13 protein-coding genes are annotated in these 16740 nt (G+C 68.7%); 9 read left to right on the top strand and 4 right to left on the bottom strand.

Annotated elements, in window-relative coordinates; translation table 11 throughout:
* Nucleotides 1-6: 6 nt before the first annotated feature.
* The gene (locus M8009_RS06155) at nt 7-2205 is read right to left on the bottom strand and encodes a TonB-dependent siderophore receptor (RefSeq protein ID WP_250059933.1); all 2199 of its coding nucleotides are present in this window, start codon (nt 2203-2205) and stop codon (nt 7-9) included.
* A gap of 200 nt (nt 2206-2405) precedes the next feature.
* Entirely contained in the window at nt 2406-4211 is a 1806-nt protein-coding gene (locus M8009_RS06150; RefSeq protein ID WP_250059932.1) for an ABC transporter ATP-binding protein, read from the bottom strand.
* A 146-nt stretch (nt 4212-4357) separates the two neighbouring features.
* Between M8009_RS06150 and M8009_RS06145 the strand changes: the two genes are divergently transcribed.
* The 8 genes from M8009_RS06145 to M8009_RS06110 all read left to right on the top strand — a co-directional run bounded on the left by M8009_RS06145 (nt 4358) and on the right by M8009_RS06110 (nt 13909).
* Entirely contained in the window at nt 4358-5128 is a 771-nt protein-coding gene (locus M8009_RS06145; RefSeq protein WP_250059931.1) for an ATP-binding cassette domain-containing protein, read from the top strand.
* A complete protein-coding gene (locus tag M8009_RS06140; RefSeq protein WP_250059930.1) occupies nt 5121-6005 on the top strand; it encodes an ABC transporter substrate-binding protein in 885 nt (294 codons plus the stop codon). The genes M8009_RS06145 and M8009_RS06140 overlap by 8 nt, the downstream gene beginning before the upstream one ends.
* On the top strand, nt 5995-7971 hold the full coding sequence (fhuB, locus tag M8009_RS06135) for a Fe(3+)-hydroxamate ABC transporter permease FhuB (RefSeq protein WP_250059929.1): 1977 nt from the start codon (nt 5995-5997) through the stop codon (nt 7969-7971). The genes M8009_RS06140 and fhuB overlap by 11 nt, the downstream gene beginning before the upstream one ends.
* Before the next feature lie 117 nt (nt 7972-8088).
* Nucleotides 8089-8661 carry a PRC-barrel domain-containing protein gene (locus M8009_RS06130; protein WP_250059928.1) on the top strand — a complete coding sequence of 191 codons (573 nt, stop codon included), beginning with the start codon at nt 8089-8091 and terminating at the stop codon, nt 8659-8661.
* 236 nt (nt 8662-8897) lie between these two features.
* Nucleotides 8898-9773: an AEC family transporter gene (locus M8009_RS06125; RefSeq protein ID WP_250059926.1), complete on the top strand. Its 876-nt coding sequence runs from the start codon at nt 8898-8900 to the stop codon at nt 9771-9773.
* Between the two features lie 99 nt (nt 9774-9872).
* A complete protein-coding gene (locus tag M8009_RS06120) occupies nt 9873-11012 on the top strand; it encodes a PQQ-dependent sugar dehydrogenase (RefSeq protein WP_250059925.1) in 1140 nt (379 codons plus the stop codon).
* 49 nt (nt 11013-11061) lie between these two features.
* Nucleotides 11062-12522 carry a sensor histidine kinase gene (locus tag M8009_RS06115; protein ID WP_250059923.1) on the top strand — a complete coding sequence of 487 codons (1461 nt, stop codon included), beginning with the start codon at nt 11062-11064 and terminating at the stop codon, nt 12520-12522.
* A complete protein-coding gene (locus M8009_RS06110; RefSeq protein WP_250059921.1) occupies nt 12515-13909 on the top strand; it encodes a sigma-54-dependent transcriptional regulator in 1395 nt (464 codons plus the stop codon). The genes M8009_RS06115 and M8009_RS06110 overlap by 8 nt, the downstream gene beginning before the upstream one ends.
* A 163-nt stretch (nt 13910-14072) precedes the next feature.
* On the opposite strand, the gene M8009_RS06105 is transcribed toward M8009_RS06110, so the two are convergent.
* Together M8009_RS06105 and M8009_RS06100 are read right to left on the bottom strand one after the other, a co-directional pair.
* On the bottom strand, nt 14073-14546 hold the full coding sequence (locus tag M8009_RS06105; protein WP_250060062.1) for a hypothetical protein: 474 nt from the start codon (nt 14544-14546) through the stop codon (nt 14073-14075).
* Between the two features lie 107 nt (nt 14547-14653).
* A complete protein-coding gene (locus M8009_RS06100; RefSeq protein WP_250059919.1) occupies nt 14654-15097 on the bottom strand; it encodes a hypothetical protein in 444 nt (147 codons plus the stop codon).
* 378 nt (nt 15098-15475) lie between these two features.
* Here M8009_RS06100 and M8009_RS06095 point away from each other — a divergent pair, with 378 nt between their 5' ends.
* Nucleotides 15476-16735: a quaternary amine ABC transporter ATP-binding protein gene (locus M8009_RS06095; RefSeq protein WP_250059918.1), complete on the top strand. Its 1260-nt coding sequence runs from the start codon at nt 15476-15478 to the stop codon at nt 16733-16735.
* Nucleotides 16736-16740: the final 5 nt, after the last annotated feature.

Raw genomic sequence — 16740 nt, 5'->3', positions numbered from 1 at the left:
AAAGGCTCAGTAGCGCCAGGTCAGGTTAGCCATGACGTGGCGCGGAGCACCATGGAAGGCCTGGTCCCACTTGAGGCTGGTCAGGTACTTCTCGTCGGTGACGTTGTTGACGTTCAGCGAGGCGGTCAGGCTCTCGTTGATATCGTAACTCGCCATCAGATCGATCAGGGCATAGGCCTCCTGGCGGGTCTTGCCATCGGCGAAGTCGCGGTCGCGCTCGATATCGTCCTGCCAGCGCAAACGTGCCCCCACCTTGAGAGCGTCCAGGGCCGCCGGACGATAGCTGGTGGTAGCGCGCACCAGATGGCGCGGAATATAGGTATTGGTGGCCTCACCGTCGGCGTCCTCGATCTCCAGGTAGGTATAACCGACGCTGGCCTGCCAGCCCGGGGCCAGCTCGCCGGCGAGCGTAACTTCGACACCCTCGCTGGTGATGCCGTCAGCACCTTCGTGCACCTGCTGGGTGCCGATCATCTCACCGGTTGGCTGAGCGACGTTGTTCTGCTCGGTGCGGAACAGCGCCAAGGCCGCATCAGCACCGCCGTCGAAGACGTCCGCCTTGAGGCCGACCTCGTAACTCACTCCCTCGACGGGATCGAGGTAGTCGCCGTTGCGGTCGATCTCGGTCTGTGGGTTAAAAATCTCAGTATAGCTCGCGTAGAGCGAGGCCTGGTCGGTGACGTCATAGATCAGGCCGGCATAGGGTGTTAGTTCGTTGTCGAGGCTAGTGTCCTGCGCGCTTGCGTACTGCTCGCCCACGGTATCGAACCCGCTCAGTCGGGCCCCGGCCACGGTGGTCCAGCGATCGGCGAGATCCAGCTTGGCGGCACTGTAGACGCTGCGTTCCTTGATGGTGGCATCACCCACCGTGGTCGGGAACGCCGCCCAGGCATCCGGCTCGGGATAGCGACCATCCCAGTCGTCCAGCCAAGGCAGGTCCGTGGTGGCCGCCGTGGTGGGGTAGCGAGACTCCTGTTGATTGCGACTCTGGCTCCAGTCCGTGCCCAATACCAGCTGATGGGTGCGCCCGAAGGCGTCGACGTCACCCTTGGCGTGCAGGTCGGCGCTCCACTGCTCAAGATGGCGATCGTACTGGCTGAGAAACAGCTTACTGCTGTCGACGCTACCGGTGGCGGCATCGGGCACACCCCAAATATAGAAAAGCTGGGCATCGGAGAGCATGTCCAGGTGCGTCACCGTGCCCTTGAGTGACCACGCCTCGTTCAGCTCCTGGGCCAGCTCCACGAAGCTGCGCTGCGTCTCCACGTTCCAGTAGGACCACTCGGGTGCCGAAGAGGTGGAGGTGTCGTAGTCGGTGGGGTTACCGGCCGAATCATAGAGCGGCAAGGAACCCCACATGTTGCCGTCGGTGTCGTTCTGCTGCCAGGTATGACCCAATGTCAATTGGGTGGTATCCGTGATATCGGCCTCCACTACGCCGTAGAGCACGCCCCGATCGCGGCTCAGCCGGTCCAGGTAGGAGTCGCTCTCCATCCCCGCCGCGACCAGCCGGCCACGAACCCTGCCTTCGTCGTCCAGGGGACCGGAAACGTCCAATTCCAGGCGGCGATGATCCCAGCTGCCCAGCGTGCCCGAGACAGAGGCCCGGGGCGTGTCGGTTGGGCGCTTGCGGATGAAGTTGACCGTCGCCGCCGGATTGCCCGAGCCGGACATCAGGCCGGTAGCGCCGCGCACTACCTCGACGCGGTCGTAGACGGCCGTGTCGACATCGCCATGCACGTTGTTGTAGGGCATCGGCACGCGGAGCCCATCGATCAGGAAGTTCGAGATATCGAAGCCACGTGAGGTGTAGTAGGTACGATCCGTCTCGAGGCGCTCCACCGTGACCCCGGGGGTGCTCTCCAGCACGTCGTTAATGGTATCGAGGTTGAAGTCGTCGATCTGCGCCCGGGTCACGGTCGAGACGGACTGGGGCGTCTCGCGGGGCGTCAGGTCGAGCTTGGTCGCGGTGCTGGTCTGCGGAACCCGATAGTCGTCGGAGTCCTCGGTGACGATCGACAGCGCCTCGGCCTCGACGGTAAGGGTCTCCAGGTCGGTGGCTGCCTCCTGGGATCCAGCCCCCTGCTGAGCCAGCAGTGCCGAAGAGGACAGCATGAGGGCGCCGGCGGTGGCCAGGCCGAGGGCCCGGCGCACGGCCTGGGCGAGCGGATCGAGCCCGCCGGAGCGGGAAGCGGGATGGAACATGGGTAAGCGAGCCTCTGGTTCTTATCTAACGGGAACGCGCATGATAATGACTCGCATTATCTAAAACAACCGATAACGCTTCGCTTTTAAGACGTCGGTCGAAACGGCCTTACTCACCGGGAGGCGGCAGAAGAAGGCGGAAGACGACACCGGCGGCCAGGGGGCCGCCGGTCAGGAGGAGTGCCGCGAGCCGAAGGGCATCACGCCAGCGGCATGTCCGCCGCCTCGATCTCGCCGGTCTGCACCCGCCATTGGGCGGCATAGCGCCCGTTGCGCGCCAGCAGCTCTCCATGGGTGCCGCGCTCGACCACCCGACCGCCGTGGACCACGGCGATCTGGTCGGCATGAACGATGGTCGAGAGCCGGTGGGCGATCATGATCACGGTGCGCAGGTGGGCGATGCGCTTCAGCGAGCGCTGGATGGCCGCCTCGGTCTCGTTGTCCACGGCGCTGGTGGCCTCGTCCAGTACCAGGATCGGCGGGTCCTTGAGCAGCGCCCGGGCCAGCGAGAGGCGCTGGCGCTGGCCGCCGGAGAGGCGCACGCCGCGCTCCCCCACCGGGGTATCGAGCCCCTGGGGCAGCGCCTGGATGAAGTCCCAGGCCTCCGCCGTCTGCGCCGCGGCGATGATGTCGGCATCGGGGGCGTCGGGGCGGCCGTAGGCGATGTTGTCGCGCACCGGGCCCTCGAACAGGTAGACGTCCTGGCTGACCAGGCCGATGGCGCGGCGCAGGGAGGCCAGCTCGAGCTCGCGGATTGGCTGGTCGTCGATGCGGATCTCGCCCGCCTGGGGGTCGTGGAAGCGCAGCAGCAGCTTGATCAGGGTCGACTTGCCCGAACCGGTGGCGCCGACCAGCGCCAGGGTATGGCCCGCCGGCACATCCAGTTGGATATCACTCACGCCCTCGCCGCTGCCCGGATAACGGAAACTCACTCCGGCGAAGGCCACCTCGCCGCGCACCGGCTCGGCCAGCGCCCGCCCGCCGTCATCTCGCACCTGGATCGGCGTGGCCAGCAGGTCGAGAATGCGCCGCGTGCTGGCCATGGCGCGCTCGAAGAGGTCGATCACCTGGGCCAGGCCGGTCAGCGGCCACAGCAGCCGCTGGGTGAGGAACACCAGCACGCCATAGGCACCGACATTGAGATCGCCCTTCAGCGCCATCATGCCGCCCACGGTGAAGGTGGCCAGGAAGCCGGCCAGGATCGCCATGCGGATCACCGGGATGAAGGCCGAGCTGATGCGGATGGCCCGGCGGTTGGCCTCCACGTAGGCTTCGCTGGCCTGGCGCAGCCGCTCGGCTTCGCGAGCCTCGGCGGTGAAGCTCTTGATGGTGGCGATGCCGGCCAGGTTGTTGGAGAGCCGGCTCGACAGGTCGCCGACCCGCTCGCGCACCTCGGCGTAGAGGGGCCCGGCCTTGCGCTGGAAGTAGAAGGCCCCCCACACGATCAGCGGGATCGGCGTGAAGGCGAGCAGCGCGATCAACGGCGAGAGCACGAAGAATACCGCCCCCACCGCCACCACGGTGACACCGACCTGGATCATGGCGTTGGCGCCGCCGTCGAGGAAGCGCTCGAGCTGGTTGACGTCGTCGTTCATGGTCGCCACCAGTTGGCCGGAACTGCGCGACTCGAAGAAACCCATGTCGAGCCGCTGGGCATGCTCGTAGGCGTCCTGGCGCAGGTCGGCCTGCAGCCGCTGGGCGAGGTTGCGCCACAGCACCTGGAAGAGGTACTCGAACAGCGACTCCCCGGCCCAGATGAAGAAGGTCAGCGCCCCCAGGATCAGGATCTGTTCCCGGGCGGACTCGAAACCCAGCCCCGCCACGAAGCTCTGTTCCTGGTTGACCACCACGTCGATGGCCACGCCGATGAGGATCTCCGGGGCGATGTCGAACAGCTTGTTGATGACCGAGCAGGCGCTGGCGGCGATGATCCGGCGACGATAGCCGCGGGCATAGCGCAGCAGGCGCGCCAGGGCCCGGAAGCTGGAGGTGGCGGCGTCTGACATGGTGAACGGGGTCCTGAGCAATGAATCGCCACAGCATACCGGCTAGATGGCCGCGCCGAAACGGATCATATTGATAACCATTATCACCGGAGGTAAGGTAGCGCCCACTTCCGCCCCACCCGGGGCCCGCCGAAGGAGCGTCCTGCATGTTCGAACTGCGCGGAGCCGGTTTCAGCGTCGCCGACCAGTCGCTGCTCGCCGCCACCGACCTGACCCTCGAGGGCGGCCGGGTGCATGGCCTGATCGGCCATAACGGCTCGGGCAAGTCGACCCTGCTCAAGCTGCTGGCGCGCCAGCAGCCGGCGAGCCAGGGCGAGCTGCACTTCGCCGGCCGGCCCCTCTCCCGCTGGGGCCATCGCGAGTTCGCCCGTCGGGTGGCCTACCTGCCTCAGCAGCTGCCCGCCACCGAGAACCTGCTCGGCCGCGAGCTGGTGGGCATGGGCCGCTACCCCTGGCGAGGCCTGCTGGGTCGCCACACTCGCGAGGACGCGGCGGCCATCGAACGGGCCATCGACGCGACCCACACCGAGGCCTTCGCCGACCGCCTGGTCGACACCCTCTCCGGCGGCGAACGGCAGCGGGTCTGGCTGGCCATGCTGCTGGCCCAGGGCAGCGACTTCCTGCTGCTCGACGAGCCCCTCGCCGCGCTGGACATCGCCCACCAGGTAGAGGTGCTGGCGCTGATCCGCCGGCTCAGCCAGACGCTGGGGCTCGGCGTGGTAATCGTCCTCCATGATATCAACATGGCGGCGCGCTACTGCGACCACCTGGTCGCCCTGCACGGCGGGCGCGTGCTGACCCGGGGCACCCCGGCCGAGCTGATGGAGGAGGCCACCCTGGAGGCGATCTACGGCATCCCCATGCGGGTGATGGCGCACCCCACCGGCCAGCATCCGGTCGCCCTGGTCCATGCATAACGTGCCCGCCTGGCGGCTTCGCGGCGTTCTGGCCGCACTGCTTGTGTCCCTGGCCCTGGTGCCGATACCGCGCGCCCTGGCCCAGCCGGCCATTGCCACCCTCGACTGGACCCTGGCCGAGACCCTGGTGGCGCTGGGCGCCACGCCGGCCGGCGTCGCCCAGGTCGATGCCTACCATGCCTGGGTGCGCGCGCCGCGCCTGCCCGCCGCGACCGTCGATCTCGGCCTGCGCAGCCAGCCCAACCTGGAGCTGCTGGCGAGCCTCGCGCCCGAGCGCATCCTGATCTCGCCGATGTTCGCCAACCTGGCACCGCGCTTGTCGCGCATCGCCCCGGTGGCGACCCTGCCGCTCTACACCCCGGGGCGCGAGACCTGGCCCCAGCTTCGCGAGCTGACCCGCGAGGTGGGTCGCCTGGCCGAGCGGGAGGCGGCCGCCGAGCGGCTGATCGCCGAGACGGAGGCGCGCCTGGAAGCCCTGCGCCGCCGTCTTCCCGAGCGGGTGCCGCCGCTGCTGGTGGTGCAGTTCATGGACGAACGCCATGTCCGGGTGTTCGGCAAGGGCGGCCTCTACCAGGCCGCCATGGCCCGCCTGGGGCTTGACAACGCTTGGCGCGGCGAGACCAACGCCTGGGGCTTCTCGCTGGTGGGCCTCGAGCAGTTGGCCGGCCTTGAGGCGCAACTGGTGGTGGTCGAGCCCTATCCGGTGGGCGTCGAGGCGGCCCTGTCAGACAGCGGCCTCTGGCAGCAGCAGCCCAGCGTGCGCGACGAGGCCCTCATCACCCTGCCGCCGGTATGGAGCTTCGGCGCCCTGCCCTCGGCGCAACGCTTCGCCGACCACCTGGTCACCGCCCTGGAGGACGCTGCCCATGACGACTGAGGCGGCCCGCCGCAGCGCGCCGGCGCTGGTCTGCCTGCTGCCGGGCCTGGCGCTGCTGGCCCTGGTGCTGGGATCGCTCGTCGAGGGCGGACTGATCGAGAGCCTGCGGGCACTGGCCACGATGACGCCGGAGAATGCCGAGGCGCTGGTGCGCCACTACAGCTGGTGGCCGCGCCTGGCCATGGCGCTGCTGGCCGGCGGCGGGCTGGCCCTGGCCGGGGTGCTGATGCAGCAGGTGCTGCGCAATCCGCTGGCCGCGCCCACCACCCTGGGGGTGGCCAGCGGCGCCAACCTGGCGCTGATGGCCGCCACCCTGCTCGCCCCCGGCCTGCTGCTGGCCGGGCGCGAATGGGTGGCCCTGGCCGGTGGCGCCGGCGCCATGGCGCTGGTCTTCGCGCTGACCTGGCGCCGCGGCCTCTCCCCGGCGGTGGTGGTCCTCGCCGGCCTGGTGGTCAATCTCTACGCCGGGGCCCTGGGCATGGTGCTGCTGCTCTTCCACCAGGAGACCCTCAAGGGGCTGCTGATCTGGGGCGCCGGCTCACTGGCTCAGAACGGCTGGGGCGACGCTGCCTTCCTGGCCCCGCGGCTGCTGCTGGGCGGCCTGGCGGCCTGGCTGCTGCTGCGGCCGCTGACGGTGCTCGAACTCGACGACGCCAGCGCCAGGAGCCTCGGCGTCTCGCTGAAGCACCTGCGCCTGGCGGGGCTGGGCCTGGCGGTCTTCCTCACCGGCTGCGTGGTCAGCGTGGTAGGGGTGGTCGGCTTCATCGGCCTGGCGGCGCCCAATATCGTGCGCCTGGCCGGCGCGCGCCGCCTGGGGCCTCGGCTCGTCTGGTCGGCGCTGCTCGGCGCCCTGCTGCTGGCCACCACCGACCTGCTGCTGCAGCGCTTCGCCGGCACCCTGCCCACCCTGATCCCCACCGGGGCCACCACCGCCGCCCTGGGAGCGCCGCTGCTGCTGTGGCTGATTCCCCGGCTGCGCCTCGAGGCCGGCCGCCCGCCCGGCGCCGCCACGGCCCTGGCCCCGCGCCATCCCGCCCCCGGGCGCCTGGCCGCGGGGCTGGCCCTGGGCCTCGCCGCCGCGACCCTGCTCGCCCTGCTGCTGGGCCAGGCGGCCGACGGCTGGTTCGCCACTGTTGAGGAGACGGTGCTGGCGTGGCGCTGGCCGCGGCTGCTGGCCGCGGCGGGCAGCGGCGTCATGCTGGCCATCGCCGGCACCCTGATCCAGCGCGTCACCGCCAACCCCATGGCCAGCCCCGAGGTGCTGGGCATCAGCGGCGGCAGCGCCATCGCCCTGATCGCGGCACTCTTCCTGCTGCCCGCCCCGGGCAACCTGACCCTGGTCGCCGCCGGTACCCTGGGGGCGCTTGCCAGCCTGGCGGTGCTGGTCCTGCTCAACCGGCGCAGCGGTTTCGTGCCCGAGCGGCTGCTGCTCAGCGGCGTGGCGATCACCGCGCTGTTCGATGCGGTGCGCGCCATCGTGCTGGCCGGCGGCGACCCTCGCGGCCAGCAGGTCATCGCCTGGCTCTCGGGCTCCACCTACTACGTCGATCCCGTCAGCGCGACGGTCGTCGCGGGGCTCGCCGTGGTGCTGGCTCTGGCGGCTCGTCCCTTCGCCCGCTGGCTGGATATCCTGCCGCTGGGCGCGGCCACGGCCGCGGCCCTGGGGGTGCGGGTCGCACGGGCCCGGCTGGCGCTGCTGCTGCTGGTCGCACTGCTGACCGCCTGCGCTACCCTGGTGGTGGGCCCGCTCTCCTTCGTCGGCCTGCTGGCCCCCCATATGGCGCGGCTGGCGGGCTTCTCCCGGGCCCGTGCGCACCTGCTCGGGGCCGCGCTGATCGGCGCCCTGCTGATGGTGCTGGCGGACTGGCTGGGCCGCCAGCTGCTGTTTCCCGCGGAGATCCCCGCCGGCCTGGTGGCTTCGCTGCTGGGCGGCGCCTACTTCATGTGGGGTCTCGGGCGGCGATGACCGGGCGGGCTGGCGGGTCGCCATTGAACTCGCCGGCCGTTGACCACACTAACCGGGTGAGGCGTCGACAGGCGCCACCGATCATATGGACCTTCACGGTTCACAAGGAGTGAACGCATGGCCCAACGCAAACCGATGAATCACGCCATCAAGCAGGCCACCCTCGGGGCGCTGCTCGCCGGCGGCCTGGCCGTCGCCGGCAGTGCCATCGCCCAGCCACAGGGCCTCTACTCGGCCGACGAGCTGATGGATGCCGAAGTCTACGCCAGTTCCAGCAGCGAGCAGATCGGCGAGGTCGAGGACATCCTGCTCGACAACGACATGCAGGTCCGCGCCCTGGTCATCGACACCGGCAACCTCTTCGACTTAAAGGGCGAACAGCATTTCGTGATCGAGACCGGCAAGTTCACCGTCGAGACCCAGAACGGCAACAGCCTCGAGGAGATCGAGTACCGGGTGAATGTCGACATGAGCGAGGAGCAGATCGCCCAGCAGCCGCAATACACCAACGACTGGTGGCAGAACGCCCGGGAGGGTGCCCAGCAGGCCTGGGAGGACACCAAGGAGGGCGCTGCCAGCGCCTGGGAGTCCACCCAGGAAGGGGCATCACGGGCCCTGGACCGCATCGGCGAGGCCCTGGAGAACGTCGGCGAACGGACCCGCGAGGCCGCCGACCGCTCCGCCGAGTAACGCCTCGGCCGCTATTCGCCCGCCAAGCCCGGTCACCGACCGGGCTTCTTGCTGGGCATCGACGGCTCTGGCTCTCCGCCCGCTACGCGTTCTAATCTGAGGAGGCTGGTATTTCGATCCTTGGCCCCGGCCCGTGCCGGGGCCTTTTCATGCCGACGGCACGCCGGAGTTGCCCCGAGAGTCCCGCATTCACGACAATACGCGGCCTCTCCTACCGCCATGCAAGGATGCCGCCCATGCTCGCCGAACTCTTCGCCGTGATGGCGCCCGTGCTCACCGGCGCGGGGCTCGGCTTCGTCTGGGTACGCCTCGGCCACGACTTCCCGGTGGCCTTCGTCACCCGGCTGGTGTTCAACATCGGCACCCCGGCCCTGGTGCTGGCCTCGCTTGCCGGGGCCGAGATCGACGCCGGCAGCTTCGGGCGCACCATGCTGGCCACGGCGCTGGTGCTGATCGCCATGGCCGGCGCGACCTGGCCGTTGGCCCGGCTGCTGGGCAAGGACTGGCGGGTACTGCTGGCCCCCACCATGTACCCCAACACCGGCAACATGGGCCTGCCGGTGGTGCTCTATGCCTTCGGCAGTGCCGGCTTCGTGTTCGGCATCACGGTGATGGTCACGGTCTCGCTGTTCCAGTTCACCCTGGGCACCATCCTGGCGAGCCGCGGCAACCCCGTGAAGGCACTGGCGAAGACACCGGTGGTCTACGCCATCCTGATCGCCATGGGGCTGCTGCTCACCGACACCGACCTGCCCCGCTGGCTCGCCAACAGCGTCGACCTGATCTCGGGCTTCACGGTGCCGCTGATGCTGATCACCCTGGGCGTCTCGCTGGCCAGCATCCATGCCCGCAACCTGGGGTCCGGCATCGGTTTCAGCCTGGTGCGCATCCCGGTGGCCGCCGGCATCGCCTGGGGCATCGGCAGCCTGCTGGCGCTTCCGCCCATGGCGCTGGCCATCCTGGTGCTGCAGATGAGCATGCCGGTGGCGGTGTTCAACTACCTCTTCGCCCAGAAGGCCGGTCGCGAGCCCCAGTACGTGGCGAGCCTGGTGTTCTGCTCCACCTTGCTGTCGCTGGTCTACCTGCCGATCCTGCTGGCGATCCTGATGTAGCAACGCCATCACCGATGCCCCTCGCGGGGAACACCCTCGCCTCGGCAGAGTCCCTGTGTAGGATCCCTATGCGGGTACAGCCATCGAGGGGGAAGCCGCATGCCTACGCCACGTCACGCATTCTCGACCGCCCTGCTGCTGGGCGGCGCCCTGCTCGCCGGCCCGGCCGTGGCCGCCGAGGTGGTCGAGGAGCGCATCGCCACCGACCATCTTGAGCTGCGCCTGGAGCGCGTGGCCGCCGGCCTCGAACACCCCTGGTCGGCCGCCGAGCTGCCCGACGGCCAGTGGCTGGTCACCGAGCGCCCCGGGCGCCTCACGCGGGTCAGCGAGGACGGCGAGGTCACCCGCCTCTCCGGCGTGCCCGAAGTCTCCACCCGTGGCCAGGGCGGCCTGCTCGATATCGCCCTGCACCCCAACTATGGCGAAGGCAGCGACTGGGTCTACCTCACCTGGAGCCAGCCCGGCAACGGCGGCAGCGCCACCACCCTCTCCCGGGGGCAGCTGGAGGGCGACGCCCTGGTCGACCTGGAGACGCTCTTCGTACAAGACCGCTATTCCCGGCCGGGCAGGCACTACGGCTCGCGGCTGGCCTGGCGCGATGACGGTACCCTGCTGATGAGCGTCGGCGAACGCGGCAGCCCCGAACGCGCCCAGAACCAAAGCGACCACGCCGGCAGCGTGCTGCGCCTGACCGCCGAGGGCGGCGTGCCGGACGACAACCCCTTCGTCGACGACGATGACGCCCTGCCCGAACTCTTCACCTACGGCAACCGCAACCCCCAGGGCCTGATCGTGACCGCCGACGGCGCGGTCTGGTCCACCGAACACGGTCCACGCACCGGCGACGAGCTCAACCGCCTCGAAGCCGGGATCAACTACGGCTGGCCGGTGGTCAGCCGCGGCAACGACTACGCCACCAAATTGCCCATCGGCCGTGACAGCGCCCCCGGCATGCGCGACCCCGCGCACGTCTTCGCCGGGCGCTTCGCCCCCTCGGGCCTGGCCCAGGTGAGCGGCGACCGCTTCCCCGCCTGGCAGGACCAGCTGCTGGCCGGGGGCCTGGCCAGCGAAAGGCTGGTGCGCCTCGCCCTGGACGGCGACAGAGTGGTCGAGCGCGAGGTGATCCTCGACGGCGAGGTCGGCCGCATCCGTGACGTGCGCCTGGGGCGCGACGGTGCCCTCTACCTGCTCAGCGACCACGCCGACGGCGGCCTCTACCGCCTGGTGCCCGCCGACTAGCCACGCGAGGGCCGCACCGGACGCGGCCCCTCCGACCACAGGGACCCCCATGCGCCTGCGCAACCTGATCATCGTCACGGTCATCGTGCCGCTCTTCCTGGTGCTGATGATCTTCAGCCTGGTGGCCATCACCTCGCTGGAGGACAACGTGCGCTCCAAGCTGGAGACCGAGGTGCAGACCATCAGCCGCGCCATCGGCACCTCCCTGGGCTATGCCCTGACCCGCGAGACCTCGGAATCGCTGCAGCAGACCCTGCAGTCGGCCTTCTCCTACAACCGCATCTACGGCGCCTATGTCTTCGATATCACGGGCAAGGAGATCCACGGCCTTGGGCTCGGCGAGGCGCTCTACGACGCCGAGGAGCTCCAGGCCGTGGTCGAGGCGGGCGAGATGCGCAGCGACTATCGCGACGACGATGGCTGGACCTACTTCTCGTCGCTGATGCCGCTGCGAGCCCCCGATGGCACCATCCTCGGCGTGCTGCAGGTCAACCGCCTCAACACCGGCATCGAGAACTACACCGGCTTTCTCAGCCTGCTCGCCCTGGTCGCCTTCAGCCTCGGGGCCGCGGGCATTGTGCTGGGCATCTGGTGGATGTTCCGGCGCCATATCGAACGGCCACTGAGCCGGCTGCTCGAGGTGATGGAGCGGGTCGCCCGGGGCGAGCGCCGCCAGCGGGCCACGATCCAGGGCCTCGACGAATTCCGCCGGCTCGGCCTGGCCCTCAACCACATGCTCGACGCCCTGGCCGAGAAGGATGCCGACATCGAGGCCCGGCAACGCCGCGAGATCGAGCTGGAGCGTCGACTGCGCAAGTCGCGCAAGCTGGCCGAGCTCGGCGTGCTGGCCGCCGGGGTGGCCCATGAGGTCGGCACGCCGCTTACCGTGATCGAGGGCCAGGCCCAGCGCCTCGAGCGTCGCAACGCCATCGGCGACGACGAACGGCGGCGCCTGGGGCGCATCCGCAGCGAGGTCCAGCGCATCGTCGAGATCGTGCGCCAGCTGATGGACCTGGGGCGCCAGCACAACGTCGACAAGGAACGGCTGGCCCTGGACGACCTCGTCCACGATGCCCGGCAACTGGTCGAGGCCGACCTCGAGGCACGCGATATCCGCCTCGAGCCACTGCTGCCGGACCCGCCGGTGACGCTGCTGGCCAATGGCCAGCAGCTGGTCCAGGTCCTCACCAACCTGCTGCGCAATGCCACCCAGGCCGAAGGCGTGCGGCGGATCCGACTGACGGCCCGCCGCCGCGACGACAGCCTCTGCCTGACCATCGAGGATGACGGCTGCGGCATTCCCGAGGCCGACCGGCCCCGGGTCTTCGACCCCTTCTTCACTACCAAGCCCGTGGGCCAGGGCAGCGGCCTCGGACTCTCCATGGTCCATCGCATCATCAACGACCACGGCGGCTCCATCGGCGTCTTCGACAGCGCGCTGGGAGGCGCCGGCTTCGAGATCGTGCTGCCACTCGAGGACACTCCCCATGAACGGACACCCCATGCCTGACACGGAACGCGAGATGCCTGCCCTGCCGCTGCTGATCGTCGAGGACGACCCGGCAATCCTGGAACTGCTCGAGGAGGAGCTGGCCGATGCCGGCTACCCGACCCTTGCCGCGAGCAGTGCCGAACAGGCGCTGGCCACGCTCAGCCACAGCGAGGTGGCCCTGGTGATCAGCGACGTGCGCCTGCCCGGCATCGACGGCATGCAGTTGCTCGAGCGGCTGCGCCGCGAGGGCAGCGCGGTGGGCTTCATCGTGATCACCGCCTTCGGCACCATCGACCAGGCGGTGGAGGCGCTCAAGCAGGGCGCCGACGACTTCCTGACCAAGCCGCTGGACCTGGAGGGGCTGCGCGAGGCGGTCTACCGGGTGCTGGAGAGCCGCCGCCTGGCCTCGCGCCTGGCGTGCGACGGGGCGGCGAACAGCTTCCACGGCATCGTCGGCGAGAGCGAGGCCATGCAGTCGCTGTTCCACGACGCCGCCCGGCTGGCCGACAGCGATGCGCCCATGCTGCTGCTCGGCGAGAGCGGCACCGGCAAGGAGCTGATGGCGCGGGCCGTGCATGCCGAAAGCCCGCGTCGCGACGGGCCCTTCGTCGCCGTGAACTGCGCCAGCATTCCCGCCGAGCTGATGGAGAGCGAGTTCTTCGGCCATGTGAAGGGCGCCTTCACCGGGGCCGACGACGCCCGCCAGGGACTCTTCCAGGCCGCAAGTGGCGGCAGCCTCTTCCTCGACGAGATCGGCGAGATGCCCATCGCGCTGCAGGCCAAGCTGCTGCGCGCCCTGCAGGAGAAAAGCGTGCGCCCGGTGGGCGCCGAGCGGGAGGAAGCCGTGGACGTGCGCATCATCGCCGCCACCCACCGCCACCTGGAGCAGGAGATCGAGGAGGGCCACTTTCGCAGTGACCTCTTCTATCGCCTCGAGACCTTCTCGCTGCGCATCCCACCGCTGCGCGAACGCGAGGGCGACATCGAGCGACTGATCCCGGCGCTGATCGACAAGCACGCCGGCCAGCAGGAGAAGCGCATCGCGCGGATCGAGCCCGCCGCCCTGGAGGCCCTGCTCGGCTACGCCTATCCGGGCAACGTGCGCGAGCTGGAGAACGCCATCATGCGCGCGGTGACCCTGGCCGAGGCAGGCCAGCTGTGTCATGCCGACCTGCCCCAGCGGATCCGCGAACAGGGCGAGAGGCGCCGTCGCACATGCCGCGAGACCCGGGCCGAGGGGGTACTGGCAGGCACCGCCACCCGCGCCGACTGGCCGAGCCTGGAAGAGGTGGAGAAGCGCTATATCCGCAAGGTGCTGGCGGCCACCGGCGGCAACAAGCGGCGCACCGCCGAGGTGCTGGGGATCGCCCGGCGCACCCTCTACCGTCGCCTCGATGAGGAGTAGCCAGGCACATAACCAGACAAAAAGGACCCCCGCCACAGCGGGGGCCAGGGGTCACATGCCGGGCCGGGCAGAGGGGAACGCGATACGCCGGCCTGGGAAGGGCATGGACCGGGAGAACCGTCCATCAGCAGAAGCCGCCCCGCGGAAGGGGCGGCGCAGGGGCTTACCCGCCCTGCTCTTCATCCTCGCTGTCATCGCCCTCCTCGTCCCAGGGCGCTTCCTGTTCCTCGTTCTCGTACTCGTAGGGCTCCTCACCACTGGCGGCCGGGTCACCGGCGCCGGGCATCGCCTCGCTGCCTTCACCGAAGCCGGGGTCCTGGGCCGGGTCGCCCTGGGCGTTCGGATCGCCGGCCGCGGGATCCGCCTGCTGGGTAGCGGGGTCGGCGGCGGAGCCGGTGGACGGGGCCGCGGGATCGGTACCCGGTGTGGCCGGATCACCCTGAGCGTTCGGATCGGCCATCGGGTCGCTGCCCGCCTGATCCGCCTGCTGGGTGGAGGGGTCGGCCGCGGAGTCGGTGCTCTGGGCGGCCGGGTCGGCGGGCTCCTCGTGCATGTCGCCGAAGGCCAGCGGGCTGGCGATCAGGCCGAACGAGACACCGAGGATACCGAGCTTCCTGAGGGTTTCCTTGGACATCATCTTGCACCTCCTTCCTTACATGAAGATCGAGGGTGAATCGGGCGTTGGTTGCCCGTGGGGTGACCGGCGGCTGTCCGGTCGGCCGGTCACCGATGAGACGCCGGCGGTCAGGAGCCGCTCCGGTCGTCGTCTTGCTCCGGGCCATCGGATGACGGCTCCGTGGCGGAGGCCGAGTCACCGGACGCCGCCTTTGAATCCATGGTGGACTCCTGGTCCATGGTCTGGCCCTGCTGGGTGGCGGGGTCCTGGCTGTCCATGCTCGAGACCTGCTCCATGTCGCTTTCCTGACCCATGGTGGAAGACTCTCCCTCCATGGTTGAGGGCTCTTCGCCCATGGTTGAGGACTCTTCGCCCATAGTTGAGGGCTCTTCGCCCATGGTTGAGGACTCTTCGCCGGCCGGCTCTTCCATCGGCGGCATCTCCTCCTCGCCGTTGCCGCAGCCGGTCAGGGCCAGGCTGCCGAGCCCCAGGGCGGCGGCCGCGGCGAGGGCCGTCAGCCGGCGCGAACGCCTCCCGCGGTGCCTGTCTTGATTCAGTTCTTGGTCGATCATCGCTGACTCCCTGAGTCGTCGGGACTGTACCCAACAGAGGGCAGACAACGTGCCAGGCGCTGCCAATAATTCTATAAAACTATTATTATCAATAACTTGTAATATAAAAAGCAACGCCGCAGACGCGGCCTTCCGTGGGGCGGGAAGTGGTCAGATTCGACACATGGGTCACCCTTGCGCCATCCTGCAGGGCTTCGACGCCCCGGGTTTTAATTTGAATGATCATTCAAAAAACGCTAGGGTAGGTCCCACTCCATCGTCACCCGATGCCGCTGTCAACGCAGCAGCCTGGCATCATGACGGCGTTTTTTACGTCACGACACTCGACCCTTCGGCGCTTCCCGCCCGGTGACGGGGAGCAGACAAAAGGCAGAGCCAATGAACGAGAACCGAAACGTCAAGATTCGGGTACGCAACCTGAGCAAGGTCTTCGGCAACCAGCCGAAGAAGGCGCTCGAACTGCGCAACCAGGGACTGAAACGCCCCGATATCTTCGACAAGACCGGCCTGACGCTGGGCCTGTCGAATATCGATTTTGATGTCTACGAGGGCGAACTGCTGGTCATCATGGGGCTGTCCGGCTCGGGCAAATCCACCCTGATCCGTTGCCTCAACCGCCTGATCGAGCCCACCGAGGGCGAGATCGTCATCGACGGCGAGAACATCCCCGAGCTCAGCGACAAGGCGCTGCTGGAGTGCCGCCGTCGCCACTTTTCCATGGTGTTCCAGAACTTCGCGCTCTTTCCCCACCGTACGGTGCAGCAGAATGCCGAGTTCGGCCTGGAGATCCGCGGCGTGGAGAAGGAAGAGCGAACCAAGGTGGCCCGCCATGCCCTCCACCAGGTGGGCCTGGATGGCTGGGAGGATGCCTACCCCAACCAGCTCTCCGGCGGCATGCAGCAGCGCGTGGGGCTGGCCAGGGCACTGGCCAACGACTCCACGGTGCTGCTGATGGACGAAGCCTTCTCGGCGCTGGACCCGCTGATCCGCGGCGACATGCAGCAGGAGCTGCTCGAGCTGCAGCACCGCATGCAGAAGACCACGGTATTCATCACCCATGACCTGGACGAGGCGATCAACATCGCCGACCGCATCATCCTGCTCAAGGATGGCGAAATCGTGCAGATCGGCACCCCGGAGGAGATCCTTACCAAGCCGGCGGACGACTACGTCAAGCGCTTCATCGAGGGTGTGGACATGTCCAGGATCCTCACCGCAGAGCATGCCATGCGCCCGGTACGCGCCACGGCCCGCGAGGAGGACGGCCCACGCACCACCCTGCGCAAGATGCACGAGAACGGCATCGACTCCATCTATGTCACCAGCCGGGATCGCAAGCTCCAGGGCCTGGTGGAAGTGGATACGCTGGAACGGGCGGCGAAGGAAGGCAAGGACGACATTCGCGAGATCATGACCCAGGATTTCCGCAGCGTTACCCCCGAGGAACCCCTGCACAATCTCTTCGCCATGTTCAGCGAGAAGAGCTTCCCCATCGCCGTGATCGATGATCAACGGCGGCTGCTCGGCGTCGTCGTCAAGGGTGCCGTCCTCGACCAGTTGGCTCAGGCCGCCGAACCCCCAGCGCTGGATGAAGCCGGTAAAGACCACGAGAGCATGGCAGCAACAGGAGACGCATGATGGCT

The organism is Halomonas gemina, from assembly GCF_023554995.1.
GTDB classification, from domain to species: Bacteria; Pseudomonadota; Gammaproteobacteria; order Pseudomonadales; family Halomonadaceae; genus Halomonas; species Halomonas gemina.
Note: the sequence above shows the minus strand (reverse complement) of the source record. Positions and strands in the feature narration are given on the sequence as shown.

Excerpts from the sequence above, each read along its gene's own strand:
- M8009_RS06155 (WP_250059933.1), bottom strand. The coding sequence starts at position 2,205 with ATGTTCCATCCCGCTTCCCGCTCCGGCGGGCTCGATCCGCTCGCCCAG.
- M8009_RS06150 (WP_250059932.1), bottom strand. The coding sequence starts at position 4,211 with ATGTCAGACGCCGCCACCTCCAGCTTCCGGGCCCTGGCGCGCCTGCTG.
- M8009_RS06145 (WP_250059931.1), top strand. The coding sequence starts at position 4,358 with ATGTTCGAACTGCGCGGAGCCGGTTTCAGCGTCGCCGACCAGTCGCTG.
- M8009_RS06140 (WP_250059930.1), top strand. The coding sequence starts at position 5,121 with ATGCATAACGTGCCCGCCTGGCGGCTTCGCGGCGTTCTGGCCGCACTG.
- fhuB (WP_250059929.1), top strand. The coding sequence starts at position 5,995 with ATGACGACTGAGGCGGCCCGCCGCAGCGCGCCGGCGCTGGTCTGCCTG.
- M8009_RS06130 (WP_250059928.1), top strand. The coding sequence starts at position 8,089 with ATGGCCCAACGCAAACCGATGAATCACGCCATCAAGCAGGCCACCCTC.
- M8009_RS06125 (WP_250059926.1), top strand. The coding sequence starts at position 8,898 with ATGCTCGCCGAACTCTTCGCCGTGATGGCGCCCGTGCTCACCGGCGCG.
- M8009_RS06120 (WP_250059925.1), top strand. The coding sequence starts at position 9,873 with ATGCCTACGCCACGTCACGCATTCTCGACCGCCCTGCTGCTGGGCGGC.
- M8009_RS06115 (WP_250059923.1), top strand. The coding sequence starts at position 11,062 with ATGCGCCTGCGCAACCTGATCATCGTCACGGTCATCGTGCCGCTCTTC.
- M8009_RS06110 (WP_250059921.1), top strand. The coding sequence starts at position 12,515 with ATGCCTGACACGGAACGCGAGATGCCTGCCCTGCCGCTGCTGATCGTC.
- M8009_RS06105 (WP_250060062.1), bottom strand. The coding sequence starts at position 14,546 with ATGATGTCCAAGGAAACCCTCAGGAAGCTCGGTATCCTCGGTGTCTCG.
- M8009_RS06100 (WP_250059919.1), bottom strand. The coding sequence starts at position 15,097 with ATGATCGACCAAGAACTGAATCAAGACAGGCACCGCGGGAGGCGTTCG.
- M8009_RS06095 (WP_250059918.1), top strand. The coding sequence starts at position 15,476 with ATGAACGAGAACCGAAACGTCAAGATTCGGGTACGCAACCTGAGCAAG.